Annotated in this window: 11 protein-coding genes; 5 read left to right on the top strand and 6 right to left on the bottom strand. The window is 72.3% G+C overall.

The genetic code is table 11. The features are described from left to right. Position 1: 1 nt before the first annotated feature. From ACZ5SK_RS18555 to ACZ5SK_RS18540, 4 genes are read left to right on the top strand one after another with little or no spacing between them, the layout of a single operon-like run. Positions 2 to 760 carry an SRPBCC family protein gene (locus ACZ5SK_RS18555; protein WP_334576091.1) on the top strand — a complete coding sequence of 253 codons (759 nt, stop codon included), beginning with the start codon at positions 2 to 4 and terminating at the stop codon, positions 758 to 760. Beyond that, on the top strand, positions 760 to 936 hold the full coding sequence (locus tag ACZ5SK_RS18550; RefSeq protein ID WP_334576090.1) for a hypothetical protein: 177 nt from the start codon (positions 760 to 762) through the stop codon (positions 934 to 936). The genes ACZ5SK_RS18555 and ACZ5SK_RS18550 overlap by 1 nt, the downstream gene beginning before the upstream one ends. 21 nt (positions 937 to 957) lie before the next feature. Continuing rightward, a complete protein-coding gene (locus tag ACZ5SK_RS18545; protein ID WP_334576089.1) occupies positions 958 to 1,746 on the top strand; it encodes a thioesterase II family protein in 789 nt (262 codons plus the stop codon). Between the two features lie 58 nt (positions 1,747 to 1,804). Then, positions 1,805 to 3,088 (top strand): cytochrome P450 family protein, encoded by a 1,284-nt coding sequence (locus ACZ5SK_RS18540; protein ID WP_457493737.1) that lies wholly within the window; start codon positions 1,805 to 1,807, stop codon positions 3,086 to 3,088. Between the two features lie 144 nt (positions 3,089 to 3,232). Here the strand turns inward: ACZ5SK_RS18540 and katG are convergent, their stop codons facing one another. From katG to ACZ5SK_RS18525, 3 genes are all read right to left on the bottom strand, one after another. Then, complete coding sequence (gene katG / locus ACZ5SK_RS18535) at positions 3,233 to 5,443, bottom strand: catalase/peroxidase HPI (RefSeq protein ID WP_457493738.1); 2,211 nt, start codon at positions 5,441 to 5,443, stop codon at positions 3,233 to 3,235. A 63-nt stretch (positions 5,444 to 5,506) separates the two neighbouring features. Further along, positions 5,507 to 5,944 (bottom strand): Fur family transcriptional regulator, encoded by a 438-nt coding sequence (locus tag ACZ5SK_RS18530; RefSeq protein ID WP_334576085.1) that lies wholly within the window; start codon positions 5,942 to 5,944, stop codon positions 5,507 to 5,509. Between the two features lie 135 nt (positions 5,945 to 6,079). Continuing rightward, on the bottom strand, positions 6,080 to 7,285 hold the full coding sequence (locus ACZ5SK_RS18525) for a cysteine desulfurase-like protein (protein WP_334576083.1): 1,206 nt from the start codon (positions 7,283 to 7,285) through the stop codon (positions 6,080 to 6,082). A gap of 144 nt (positions 7,286 to 7,429) precedes the next feature. Here ACZ5SK_RS18525 and ACZ5SK_RS18520 point away from each other — a divergent pair, with 144 nt between their 5' ends. Next, entirely contained in the window at positions 7,430 to 9,100 is a 1,671-nt protein-coding gene (locus ACZ5SK_RS18520) for a bifunctional 3-(3-hydroxy-phenyl)propionate/3-hydroxycinnamic acid hydroxylase (protein WP_361707309.1), read from the top strand. Between the two features lie 19 nt (positions 9,101 to 9,119). Here the strand turns inward: ACZ5SK_RS18520 and ACZ5SK_RS18515 are convergent, their stop codons facing one another. The 3 genes from ACZ5SK_RS18515 to ACZ5SK_RS18505 form a co-directional block, all read right to left on the bottom strand. Beyond that, positions 9,120 to 9,803, bottom strand: a complete 684-nt coding sequence (locus ACZ5SK_RS18515) for a response regulator transcription factor (RefSeq protein WP_334576076.1) — start codon at positions 9,801 to 9,803, stop codon at positions 9,120 to 9,122. Beyond that, a complete protein-coding gene (locus ACZ5SK_RS18510) occupies positions 9,800 to 11,029 on the bottom strand; it encodes a sensor histidine kinase (RefSeq protein ID WP_457493741.1) in 1,230 nt (409 codons plus the stop codon). Before ACZ5SK_RS18510 ends, ACZ5SK_RS18515 begins: the two co-directional genes overlap by 4 nt. 141 nt (positions 11,030 to 11,170) lie before the next feature. Further along, positions 11,171 to 13,387 (bottom strand): MMPL family transporter, encoded by a 2,217-nt coding sequence (locus ACZ5SK_RS18505; RefSeq protein ID WP_334576073.1) that lies wholly within the window; start codon positions 13,385 to 13,387, stop codon positions 11,171 to 11,173. Positions 13,388 to 13,468: the final 81 nt, after the last annotated feature.

Below are 13,468 nucleotides of genomic sequence, written 5' to 3'. Positions count from 1 at the left end.
CATGGCCCGCGAGTTCCGGGTGCGCCGCGAGCAGGTGCTGCCCGCGACACCCGATCAGGTGTGGAACGCGGTCGCCACCGGCGAGGGCAACCTCGGCTGGCTGTACCCGATGGACATCGAGCCGCGTGTCGGTGGTGCGGTGTCGAGGGGGCAGGCCGCCGTCGTCGAGTGGGAGCCGCCCCGCAGATTCGCCTGCCGGACCGCCGACCAGGACGGCTTCAGCAACACCCTCGACTACACCGTCGTACCGCAGCAGGGTGACGCGCGGCGGGGTGAGGGACGTGCCGTGCTGTCGATGGGGATCCACTGGGTGCACACCGGCGTCGTGGACGACGGCTGGGACACCCGGGCCGACGCCGCCGAGAAGCACATCGACTTCTACCGGCACAGCCTCGCCGAGTACCTGCGGCACTTCTCCGGCCGCCGCGCCGCCTACGTCAAGGCCACCCGCCCCGACCCGGCCGTTCCCGGCAGCCTCACCGCCGTACGCGACCGGCTCGGACTGCCCGCGGCGGCCGGCGCGGGCGACACCGTGAAGGTGACGCTGCCGGCCCGGCCCGCGGCCCCCGTCGAGGCGGTGGTCGACTTCCTCGACACCGACTTCCTGGGCCTGCGCACCGCCGACGCCCTGTACCGCTTCTACGACGGAAGCGCCTGGAACTGGCCGGTGTGGCTCGGCCACCATCTCTTCGCACCGGATGCCGACGCCGACGCCGCCACGCGCGCGTGGGACGCGTGGCTGGCGGAGGTGGCGCCCTGATGGAGACACCTCTGTACTCGGCCGAACTCATCGAGGAGGACGGCGTGTTCAAGCTCGTCGTCACCGATCTGCGCCGGGACACCGTGCAGACCGCGCACGTCCCCAAACGGGCCGTGGACAAGCTCCCTTACTTCCTTTCGCTGCTCAACTCCCGCCGATTCAGCGCGTTTCGCTAACTCCAGGAGGACCGTCCGACCATGGTGCCGACCCACCGAACGACCGCCGCCGCGCTTCCCGCGCAGCGGCGGGCCCCGGCGGACCGGTGGTTCCGGGTGCACCGGTGCCGTGCGCCCCGGGCCGCCCGCCGTCTGCTGTGCTTCCCGCACGCCGGCGGCACCGCCCACCTCTTCCACGGCTGGCCCGCGCATCTGCCCGACGACGTCGAACTGCTCGCCGTGCGCTACCCGGGCCGCCAGGACCGCCTGGCCGAACCCTGCGTCGAGGACATGGGCGAACTGGCCGACGCCGTCACCGAGGCCCTCGCTCCGTACACCGATCTGCCGCTCGCCCTGTTCGGCCACAGCATGGGCTCCGCCGTCGCCTACGAGGTGGCGCTGCGGTGGGAGGCGCGCGGTCTGCGTCCGGCGCGGCTGCTGGTCTCCGGGCGGGCAGCCCCGCACCGGGCCCGGCCGGCGGGCGGCGTCGACGGCGACGACGAGGCGCTGCTCGCCACGGTGCGGGGCCTCGGCGACTACCAGGCGGAGGTCTACGACATCCCCGAGCTCAGGGACCTGCTGCTGCCCGCCCTGCGCGCCGACTACCGCCTCATCGAGAGCTACCGCCCCGACCGTCCGGTGCCGCTGCGCACCCCCGTCACCGCCTACACGGGCCGGGACGACGCCAGTTGCCCGGCACAGTCCGTCGGCGCGTGGGCGGAGCTCACCGAACCGGGCCGCTTCACGCTGCGTTCGTTCCCCGGCGACCACTTCTACCTGGTCCCGCACGAGGCGCAGCTGGTTGCGGACATCGCCGCCCGGCTCGGCTGACGGAATTCCCCGCATCGGCGCGCGGCTGAACAGCCTTGTATGACAAGGGAGTTGCCTCATGGCGAACACGACCACCCCCGCTGCCCCCCGCACCGCGCGTCCGCCCGGAGAGCCGAACCTCCTCGATCCCGAGCTGACGGCCGACCCGGCCGCCGGCTACGGCAAGGTCCGCGAGCAGGGTCCCGTGGTGCGCGGCTGGCTGACCGAGACCCAGCCGGTGTGGCTGGTCACCCGCTACGACGACGTCCGCGACGGGCTGCGCGACAGCCGCTTCGTCAGCAGCCCCGCCGCGATCGAGGGGTACACCGGGGAGGATCCGCGCCGCACCCTGGTGGACATGCTGAACCTGCCGGCGGAGGTCCAGAAGTACTTCCTGGTCTCGGCCCTGGACACCGACCCGCCGGACCACACCCGGGTGCGCGGAGCCGTCGGCCGGGGCTTCAACGCCCGCCGTATGCAGGTTCTGCGCCCCCGCGTGGAGCAGCTCGCCGCGGAGATCCTCGACGACCTCCACCGCCGTTCGGCCGACGGCGTCCTGGAACTGGTCGGCGGCTACGCCTACCCGCTGGCCGTCACCGTCGTGTGCGAACTGGCGGGCGTTCCAGAGGAGGACCGTGCCGTCTTCTGCCGCTGGGGCGACGACATCCTGGAGAGGGAACCCGGCCGGCTGCGGGAGTCCTCCCCGGCCGTGGTCGACACCGTCCTGCGCCTGCTGGACCAGCGGCGCCGGGAGCCCGCCGACGACGTGTTGAGCGCCCTCGCCGCCGCCCGCGACGAGGACAGGTACCGGCTGACGGAGGAGGAGGCCGTGGCGATGGCCCTCAACGTCGTCATGGCCGGGTACGACAACACCGCCCAGCTCGTCGTGAACAGCCTCGCCGCCCTGCTCACCCACCCCGACCAGCTGAAGCTCCTGCGGGCCGACCCGGGCCTGATGCCGAGCGCCGTCCACGAGTTCGTCCGCTGGTGCGGGCCCGACATCATGGTGCGCATGCGGCTGGCCGCCGAGGACGTCGAGTTCCGCGGCACGCACATCCGCAGAGGCGAGTGCGTCCAGTTCGTGCTGGTCTCCGCCAACCGCGATCCGCGTGTCTACGAGAACCCCGACCGCCTCGACATCACGCGCCGCCCGCACGACGGCTCCGAGGGACACATCGGCTTCGGGCACGGCATCCACTACTGCCTCGGCGCCGTCCTGTCCCGCCTCCAGACCGAGATCGCCCTGGACACCCTGCTGTCCCGCCACCCCGGTCTGTGTCTCGCCGAGGGCCCGGAGAGCCTGCAGCGCACGATCATCCCGGGGACGGCGCCCCGGCTGCCCCGGCTGGCGGCGCGCGTCTAGGACGACGGACACGGCCGGGAACGCGCCGGGGCGCCCGGCTCGGCCTGTGCGGGCCGGGCCGGACGCCCCGGACGGTGCTCGTGGTGCTCGGTGGTGCTGGATGTGCCGGTCGGATCACGCACGTCGTGATCCGGCCGGTCGGGCTCAGACCAGGTCGAACCGGTCGAGGTTGGAGACCTTGACCCACGCGGCGACGAAGTCGTTCACGAACTTCTCCTTCGCGTCGTCGCTCGCGTAGACCTCGGCGACCGCGCGCAGCTCGGAGTTCGAGCCGAAGACCAGGTCGGCGCGGGTGCCGGTCCACTTGACCTCGCCGGAGGCGTCGCGGCCCTCGAAGGTGCTCTGGTCCGAGGACGTCGACGACCAGGTCGTCCCCAGGTCGAGCAGGTTGACGAAGAAGTCGTTCGTCAGCGTGCCCGGGGCGTTGGTGAAGACGCCGTGCGAGGACTGGCCCTGGTTGGCGCCCAGGACACGGAGGCCGCCGACGAGGACGGTCAGCTCGGGGGCGGTCAGCGTGAGCAGGTTGGCCCGGTCGAGCAGCAGGTACTCGGCGGGGAGGCGGTTGCCCTTGCCGAGGTAGTTGCGGAAGCCGTCGGAGGTCGGCTCCAGCGCGGCGAACGACTCGGGGTCGGTGTGCTCCTCGGTCGCGTCGACACGGCCCGGCGTGAAGGGGACCTCCACGTCGACGCCGGCGTCCTTGGCGGCCTTCTCGACCGCGGCGGCACCGCCGAGGACGATCAGGTCGGCGAGGGAGACCTTCTTGGCGCCGGAGTTGAACTCCTGCTGGATGCCTTCGAGGACCCGCAGCACCTGCGCGAGCTGGTCGGGGTCGTTGGCCTCCCAGCCGCGCTGCGGCTCCAGGCGGATGCGGGCGCCGTTGGCGCCGCCGCGCTTGTCGCTGCCGCGGAAGGTGGAGGCGGACGCCCACGCGACGGACACGAGCTGCGAGACGGTCAGGTCCGAGGCGAGGATCTTGGCCTTGAGGGCCGTGACGTCGGCGGCGTCGATCGCCGGGCCCTCGGCCTGCGGCAGCGGGTCCTGCCACAGCAGGGTCTCCGCCGGGACCTCCGGGCCGAGGTACAGGGACTTCGGGCCCAGGTCACGGTGGGTCAGCTTGTACCAGGCGCGGGCGAAAGCGTCCGCGAACTCGGCCGGGTTCTCGTGGAAGCGCTTCGAGATCTCGCCGTAGATCGGGTCGAAGCGCAGCGAGAGGTCGGTGGTGAGCATCGTGGGGAGCTTCTTGGAGTCGCTGTGGGCGTCGGGGATGATCGCCTCGGCGTCCTTGGCCACCCACTGGTTGGCGCCGGCGGGGCTCTGGGTCAGCTCCCACTCGTAGCCGAAGAGGATGTCGAAGAAGTCGTTGCTCCACTGGGTGGGCTTGGTGGTCCAGGTCACCTCAAGGCCGGAGGTGATGGCGTCGCCGCCCTTGCCGGTGCCGTAGCTGGACTTCCAGCCCAGGCCCTGCTGCTCGATGGACGCGGCCTCGGGGTCGTCGCCGACCGACTCGGCCGGGCCCGCGCCGTGGGTCTTGCCGAAGGTGTGGCCACCGGCGATGAGGGCGACGGTCTCCTCGTCGTTCATCGCCATCCGGCGGAACGTCTCACGGATGTCGCGGGCCGCGGCCAGCGGGTCCGGGTTGCCGTTGGGGCCCTCGGGGTTGACGTAGATGAGGCCCATCTGGACGGCGCCGAGCGGGTTCTCCAGCTCGCGGTCGCCGGTGTAGCGCTGGTCGTCGAGCCAGGTGGTCTCGGGACCCCAGTACACGTCCTCGTCGGCCTCCCAGACATCGGCGCGGCCGCCGCCGAAGCCGAACGTCGTGAAGCCCATCGTCTCCAGCGCGACGTTGCCCGTGAGGATCATGAGGTCGGCCCAGGAGATGGACTGGCCGTACTTCTTCTTGACCGGCCACAGCAGACGGCGGGCCTTGTCGAGGTTGCCGTTGTCCGGCCAGCTGTTCAGCGGCGCGAAGCGCTGCTGACCACGGCCGCCACCGCCGCGACCGTCGCTGATGCGGTAGGTGCCGGCGCTGTGCCAGGCCATCCGGATCATCAGCGGGCCGTAGTTGCCGAAGTCCGCCGGCCACCAGTCCTGCGAGGTGGTCAGCACTTCGGCGATGTCCTGTTTGACGGCCGCGAGGTCGAGGGACGCGAACGCCTCGGCATAGTCGAAGTCCGCACCCAGCGGGTTCGCGACCACCGGGTCCTTCGCAAGGATCTTCAGGTTGAGCCGCTCCGGCCACCACTGGCGGTTTCCGCCGCCCTGGGTCGGGTGCGCCGCGCGACCGTGCGCGACCGGGCAGCCACCTGCCTCCGCCGCCTTGGGCTCGGTCACGATCGCATCATGGTTCTCGGTCATGGGGGAATCCTTCTGGGCTGGTCGGATCACATGCTCACGTACCGCAGCGCTCGGGTGCTGCGGTCAGGTACTGCCGGCGGTGGAACAGGCGGGGCACAGGCCCCAGTAGATGACCTCGGCCTCGTCTATGGAGAAGCCGCGGTCGTCGGCGGCGGTCAGACAGGGGGCGTGGCCGACCGCGCAGTCGACGTCGACGACGACGCCGCACGAGCGGCACACGAGGTGGTGGTGGTTGTCCCCGACGCGCCCCTCGAACCGGGCCGGGCTGCCCGGCGGCTCGATTCGGCGCACCAGTCCTGCCGTGGTCAACGCGTGCAGCGCTTCGTACACGGCCTGCAGGGAGATGTGGCCCACGCGGTCGCGCACGCCCGTGGCGATCGCCTCGACGCCGAGGTGGTCGCCGCCGCGGACGGTTTCGAGCAGGGCGACACGGGCGGCCGTCACCCGCAGGCCGACACCGCGCAGCTCCTCCGCGGTGGTCGGTGTACGGGGTGCTGTCATGCGGCCGAACCTACTTCATAAACACGAACGATTCAAGAAAACGAACAGTGCAGGTCTGGGAAACGGCGCAGGTCGCGGAGAGGAAGCCGGCGGAGGTCGGCAGAGGTCGGCGGAGGCCGCAGTCAGAGGCCGCAGTCAGAGGAACGAGGCGAGGCCGTCGAGGAGTCGGTCGACGTCCTCGTCGTCGGTGTAGGGCGCGAGTCCCACCCGCAGCGCGGGGTCGTGGAGCTTCAGCGCGGTGAACGGCTCGTAGGCGTAGAAGGACCCGGCCGGGGCGACGACCCCCCGGGCGGCCAGGTGTGCCTGTGCCTCACGCGCGTCCCGGCCCTCCAGGGTCATCAGGACGGTCGGGGTGCGGTCCGGCGCCTTCGAGTGGACGGTGACGGCGTCGCCCAGCGCCCGCAGACCGTCCTCCACCCGGGCGCGCAGCGCGTTCTCGTGCGCGTGCAAGGACGCCAGCGACCGCGTGAGCCGCTCCCGGCGCGACGCCCCCGCCGTCCGCGTCGCGTCCATGGCGGCCAGGAAGTCCACGGCGGCGGTGGCGCCCGCCAGGATCTCGTAGGGCAGCGTCCCGAACTCGAAGCGCTCCGGCACCGCGTTCGTGGACGGCAGCAGCTTGTCCGGCTCCAGGGCTTCGAGGAGGCCGGGGGATCCGGTGAGCACACCGCAGTGCGGTCCGAGGAACTTGTACGGCGAGCAGACGAACAGGTCCGCCCCCAGCGCGGGCACGTCCACCAGGTGGTGCGCGGCGAAGTGCACCCCGTCCACGTACAGCAGGGCGCCCACCTCGTGGGCCCGGTCGGCGATCCGGCGCACGGGCGGCTTGGTGCCCAGCACGTTCGACGCCGCCGTCACCGCGACCAGCCGCGTCCGCGGCGACAGCGCCCGCTCGTAGGAGTCGAGGTCGAGTTCCGTGGTTTCGGCGTCGATCTCGATCCAGCGGACCGTGACCCCGGCGTGCTCGGCCGCCTGTATCCAGGGGCGCACGTTGGCGTCGTGATCCAGACGGCTGACGACGATCTCGTCGCCGGGCCGCCAGTCCTTGGCCAGGTGCCGGGAGAAGTCGTAGGTGAGCTGGGTGGCGCTGCGCCCGTGCACGACGCTGCTCGCGGGGACGCCGAGCAGGTCGGCGTAGGCGGCGCGGAAGTCGGCGACGGCCTGTTCGGCGTTGCGTTCGGACGGGCTGACGAGACCCCGGTTGGACAGGGGGCCGGTCAACGTCCTGGTGACGGCCTCGGCGACGGGGGCGGGGGTCTGCGTCCCGCCCGGTCCGTCGAAGAAGGCGAGGCCGTGGGTGAGGGAGGGGAAGTGGGCGCGGAGGGCGGCGACGTCGATGGCCATGGCCCAGACTCTGGCATCCGGGACCGGGGGCCCACCAGCGCATCGCGCCGGTTCGACCGGATCACGTCCCTCCGAAGAAAACTGTCAGACCCTTGACTGTCTCGGTTTTGACAAATACGTTCCGTGGAGTCGGAAGGGGCCGCAGTGACCGAGCATGACGACACCGCCGAGAACTTCGACGCTGACACCTTCGACGCTGACACCTTCGACGCCGGGGGCTTCGACGCCGACGTGGTGATCGTCGGGCTGGGCCCGGTCGGCGCCACGGCCGCGAACCTCGCTCACGACCTGGGGCTCCGCGTCGTCGCGTTCGACCGGGCCGCGGAGATCGAGAAGCGGCCCCGGGCCATCGGGTTCGACCAGGAGGCGATGCGCGTCTTCGCCGGCCTCGGGCTGGCCGGGGCGATCGCCGACCACACCATGCCGTACCGCCCTTCCGAGTATCGCAACGCCGACGGACGGGTCATCAAGCGCATCGGCGCCGCGCCCCCGCCCCACCTCCTCGGCTGGGCCCCCAACTACGTCTTCGACCAGCCCCAGCTGGAAGGCGCCCTGCGCCGACGACTCCAGCGGTCGGACGGCGTCGACGTGCACCTCGGCACGGAGGTGACGGACGTGCGCCTCGACGACGACGGCGCCGCCGTGGACGTCGTCGACGCGGCAGGCCGCCCCCGCACGGTGCGCACGCGGTACGTGCTGGCCTGCGACGGCGGCGCGAGCCCGTCGCGCAGGCGCCTCGGCCTGCGGATGGACGACCTGGAGTTCGACCAGCCGTGGCTGGTCGTGGACCTGCTCCTGCGCCCCGGCGCCGGCGCCGGGCTGCCCCGGACGAACGTCCAGTACTGCGAGCCGGCCCGGCCCAGCACCTTCGTCGTGGGCCCCGGCAACCACCGCCGCTGGGAGTTCATGATCAACCCCGGCGAGCGGCCCGAGGACGTGTCCGACCCCGACGTCATCCGCGCCCTGCTGTCGCGCTGGCTGGATCCCGGGGAGTACGACCTGTGGCGGGCGTCCACCTACCGCTTCCACGCCCTGGTGCTGAAGCAGTGGCGCGTGCGGCGGCTGTTCCTCCTCGGCGACGCGGCGCACATGACCCCGCCGTTCCTCGCGCAGGGCATGTGCCAGGGCATCCGGGACGCCTCCAACCTGATGTGGAAGCTCGCCCTGCGTCTGCGCGCCGGAGCCGACGACGCCCTGCTGGACACCTACCAGCGGGAGCGTGAGCCACACGTCCGCCAAGTCACCCTCACGGCGAAGGAGTTCGGCCACGTCATCTGCGAACGCGACGCCCGCCTGGCCGCCGAACGCGACGCCGAGCTGTTGGCGGAACTGGCCGCCCGGCCCGAGGGCACCGTCCGGCAGTCACTGATCCCCGGACTGCGCGCGGGCTTCCTCGCGCCGCGAGGGTTCCCCGCGCGCGGCGACCTCCTGCCGCAGCCGAGGGTGACGGACGCCCGATCCGGCCCCGCACTGCTCGACGAGTTCACCGGGAGCTCCTTCCGGCTGGTGCTGCGGCACGACACGGACCCGGCCGCGGCCGAGTCCGCCCTGCGCGCCCACGCCGTCGAGGGCGGCTTCCCGCTCCGCCTCGTCCGTCTCGTGGACGCCGCCCGGGGCGCCGCGCCCGCCGGAGCGGACGAGTACCGCGAGGAACAGCCCGTCCTGGACGGCTGGTTGCGCCGCCAGTCATGCGTGGCCGTACTGGCCCGACCCGACCACTACGTCTTCGGCGGCGTCCGCTCGACCGACGACCTCGGCGCCCTGCTCGCCGCCGCCCGTCGCCAACTGCGCACAACGGCACCGGAGTCGGTCTGACCGGTCGGTGCCATCCACCTCAACTGCCCTGCTGCGGAGGGGGTTTGACCAGCCCGCTCTGGTAGGCGATGACGACGAGCTGGGCGCGGTCGCGGGCATGGAGTTTGGTCATGGCGCGTTGGATGTGGCTGCGCACGGTCAGCGGGCTCAGGACGAGCTCGACGGCGATCTCGGCGTTCGACCGGCCGTGCGCGGCCAGGGCCATCACCTCGCGTTCGCGGTCGGTGAGCGCCTTGAGGACATCGGGCAGGGCGAGGGAGTCCTCGGTGTCCGGGGTGGCCAGAAAACGGGTGATGAGGGTGCGGGTGGCGGTGGGGGAGAGCAGGGAGTCGCCGGCCGCGACCGTGCGGATCGCCGACAGCAGGACGTCGGGGCTGACGCCCTTGCCGAGGAACCCGCTCGCGCCGGCCCGCAGGGCCTTGGCGACGTTCACGTCGTTCTCGAAGGTGGTGAGGATCAGGATGCGGGTGTCCGACAGCTCCGGTCGGGAGCAGATGGCGGCGGTGGCCGCCACACCGTCGAGGTGCGGCATCCGGATGTCCATGATGACCACGTCGGGCCGGTGGATCGCGGTGAGGTCGACGGCTTCCTGTCCGTCCGCGGCCTCCGCGACGACGGTCAGGTCCTCGACCGAGTCGATGAGGATGCGGAAGGTGGCCCGCAGCAGGGCCTGGTCGTCGGCGAGCAGGACGCGGATGGTCATGAGAGAGGGCCTTCGGGATCGCGGTCGTCGGGGCTGTCCTCGGTGTCGCCGTCGTCGTTGCGCAGCGGAAGGGCGCAGGCGACCTCGAAGCCGCCCTGCGGGCGATGGCCGGCGTGGAAGGTGCCGCCCACGGACGTGGCCCGCTCGCGCATCCCGAGCAGACCGAAGCCGCCGCCGGGAGCGGTCGGCGCCGCCGGGCGGTCGCCGGTGGTGTCGTTGGTGACGGTCAGGGTCAGATAGCGGGGGGTGTAGACGAGCCGGACCTGTGCGGTGCGGGTCGCGGCGTGCTTGGTGACGTTGGTGACGGCTTCCTGGATGATCCGGTACGCCGTGAGGTCGAGGACGGGGCTGAGGCGGCGCGGCTCTCCCTCGACGGTGACCGTCACCTCCAGGCCGACCGCCGAGCAGCCGTCCACCAGCTCGGGCAGCTGTCCCAGCCCCGGGGCGGGAGCCAGCTCGTCCGCCGCGTCGGTGTCCTCGCGCAGCAACCCCACGGTGGCCTTCAGCTCGCGCAGCGCCGCGGCCGTCGTCTCCGGCAGCTTCACGATGATCTCCAAGGCCTTGCCGGGGTCCGTCCGGGAGAGATGGGCGGCGGTGCCGGCCTGGGCGTCGGCCAGCGTCAGATGATGGGCGACCACGTCGTGCAGCTCCCGGGCGATGCGCATGCGTTCCTGGATCACCCGGTGCCGCGCCTCCTCCTCACGCTGCCGGTCCACGTGCTCGGCACGGGCCACCGCGTACTCGCGGCGCACCCGGACATACGCGCCGACGGCCGCCGACAGCAGCACCCAGGCCGCCGGGTTGGCGATCGCGAGGATCGGCGAGTGGAGGAACGACGGGACGAACAGGCCGGTGACGGCGATGCCTGCGGTGGCCGCCAGCGCGCTGTTCCAGCTGATGCGGCGGGGACGGCGCACGCTCGTGGCGTACTGCGCGACCAGGAGCGGGCCCATCACCCCCGGGGTCAGGAGGTAGCCCAGCACCGCCTGAGCCATCGTGCACAGCAGGGCCGTGGCGAGGACGTACAGGGGGCGGTCACGGCGCCAGACCAGCGCGCCGCACCCGACGGCGGCGAGCGCGACGCCGGGCCACAGCGCCGGTGTCTTTGCCATCACCGTCCGGGTGAGGAGGACACCGGCGACCGTGAGAGCGAACAACAGGACCAACGCCGTCGCCTCGACGGCTTTCGGACGGGTCGCCGCTCGACGCCGCCAGCTGGTGTTCATGACGCTCCGGGAGAAGGGTGTCGAGGACATTCATGCTCACACACCGCAGGTCGCGGCGCCGTTGTCCGCGGCGCCGCGACCTGCCGCATGACCGTACGGGAGTACGGGAGTACGGGAGTACGGGAGCACGGGACACGGGGCTCAGAGACGGGCCGGTTCCTGCGGCGCGGGCTCGTTGCCCGCCGGCGCGGCGGAGTGCTCCCGCGAGGCGGTGAGCCCGGCGCCCTCGACGTCCACGTGCGGCAGCAGCCGGTCGAGCCACCGGGGCAGCCACCACGCCTTGTCGCCGAGCAGGGCCAGCACCGCCGGCACCAGCGCCATACGGACCACGAAGGCGTCGAACAGCACCGCGACCGCGAGTCCGAAACCGATCGTCTTGATCATCGACTCGTCGGCGCCGACGAACCCGGAGAACACCGCGATCATGATCACCGCCGCCGCGACGACCACCCGCGCGCTGTGCCGGAAACCGGTGACGACCGCCAGGGGAGCCGGGTCCCCGTGGACGTACGCCTCGCGCATCCGGGCCACCAGGAACACCTCGTAATCCATTGCCAGGCCGAACACGATGCCCACCAGGAAGATCGGCATCAGGCTCATGATCGGACCGGTCTGCTCCACGCCGAGCAGCTGCGCGCCCCAGCCCCACTGGAAGACCGCCACGACCGAGCCGAGGGCGGCCAGCACCGACAGCAGGAACCCGAAGGCCGCCTTGACGGGCACGAGCACGGAACGGAACACCACCAGCAGCAGGAGCAGCGCGAGCGCGACGATGACGCTCAGGTAGGGCACGAGGGCGGCCTGCAGGGCCTGGGCGACGTCGATGTCCATCGCGGTGCTGCCGGTGACCTCGAACGTCGCCCCCGTCGTGCGCTCCAGCCCCGCGCGCTCGGCGCGGATGGTCTGGACGAGGTCCTTGGTGTGCTCGTCGTTGGGGCCGGTGGCGGGCACCGCCGAGAAGAGCGCGGTGTCGCCGGCCTCGTTGAACCGCGCCGGGGACACGGACTCGACGCCGCGGGTCGCGCCGATCTCCCGGGCGATCCGGGTCGCGGCCGCCTTGGGGTGGTCCGCTCCCCTGACATCCGCCACGATCGTCAGCGGCCCGTTGAAGCCCGCGCCGAAGCCGTCCGCGAGCGCGTCGTAGGCGCGCCGTTCCGTGGACGAGACGGGCTTGGACTCCGCCCCCGGCATGCCCATCTCCAGGTGCGTGGCCGGCAGGGCCAGGGCGCCCAGGCCCGCGATGCACACCAGCAGCACGGTCAGCGGGCGGCGCAGCACGAACCGCGCCCACCGCGAGCCGCCGTTGTCGGTCGGCCGAGCCGGGCGACCGCCCTTGCGCGCCCGACGCGAGAGCACGGCGTCCGGCCACATGCCGAGCAGCGCGGGGACCAGCGTGAGGGCGATCAGGACGGCGACGACCACGGCGCCCGCGGCGCACAGGCCCATCTTGGTCAGCATGGGAACGCCGACCACCGACAGGCCCGCCAGCGCGATGACGACGGTGAGGCCTGCGAAGACCACGGCGGAACCGGCCGTACCGACGGCGCGGCCGGTCGCCTCGCGCGGTGTGTGGCCGCCCGCGCGTTCCTCCCGGTAGCGGGAGACCACGAACAGGGCGTAGTCGATGCCGACCGCCAGTCCCAGCATCGTCGCGAGCGTCCCGGTCGTCAGGGACAGACCGAAGGTGCTGCCGAGGGCCATGATCGAGGCCATGCTGATCCCCACGCCCATGACGGCGGTGAGCAGGGGGAGACCGGCGGCCGCGAGGGAACCGAAGGTGATCAGCAGGACGACGGCGGCCAGCGCGATGCCGATGGCCTCGGAGGAGCCGCCCGCCGCGGGCTGCTCGGCGAGCGCCGTGCCCCCGACCTCGACCGTGAGGCCCGACTCGCGCGCCGCGTCGACGGCCTTCTCCAGGGCCCGCTTGTCGGCGTCGGTGAGGTCGGCGGCCTTGACCTTGTAGTTCACCGTGGCGTACGCGGTGGAGCCGTCCTTGCTGACCGCGCCCGCCGTGAACGGGTTCACGGCGCCGGCGACCTGGGGTTCGTCGCCGGCCTCGGTCACGAGCGTGTCGATGGCGGCGCGGTGCCCGGCCGCGGTCACCTTCTCGCCGTCGGGGGCGACGAACACGATGCGCGCGCCCGCCCCGTTGGCGTCCGAGCCGGGGAAACGCTCTCCGATCAGGTCGAACGCCTTCTGTGCCTCGATGCCGGGCATGAAGGACGTGCCGTTGTCGGAGGCGGCGGGAGCCTTGGCGGCGCCGAACCCGACGGCGCCGAGGATCACCGCCCAGAGCAACGTCACGAGCCAACGCCGCTGGAAGGCGGTCCGGCCCATCCGGTACAGGAAGGTAGCCACGAGAAACGGATCTCCAGGTCTGGGTTCGGGTGGACCACCAGCCTGGCCTGCGGGGGTGCGCCGGGGCATCGTGCGCGTGCT

The organism is Streptomyces sp. NPDC031474, from assembly GCF_055581185.1.
This window is presented reverse-complemented; position numbering and strand designations above follow the sequence as displayed.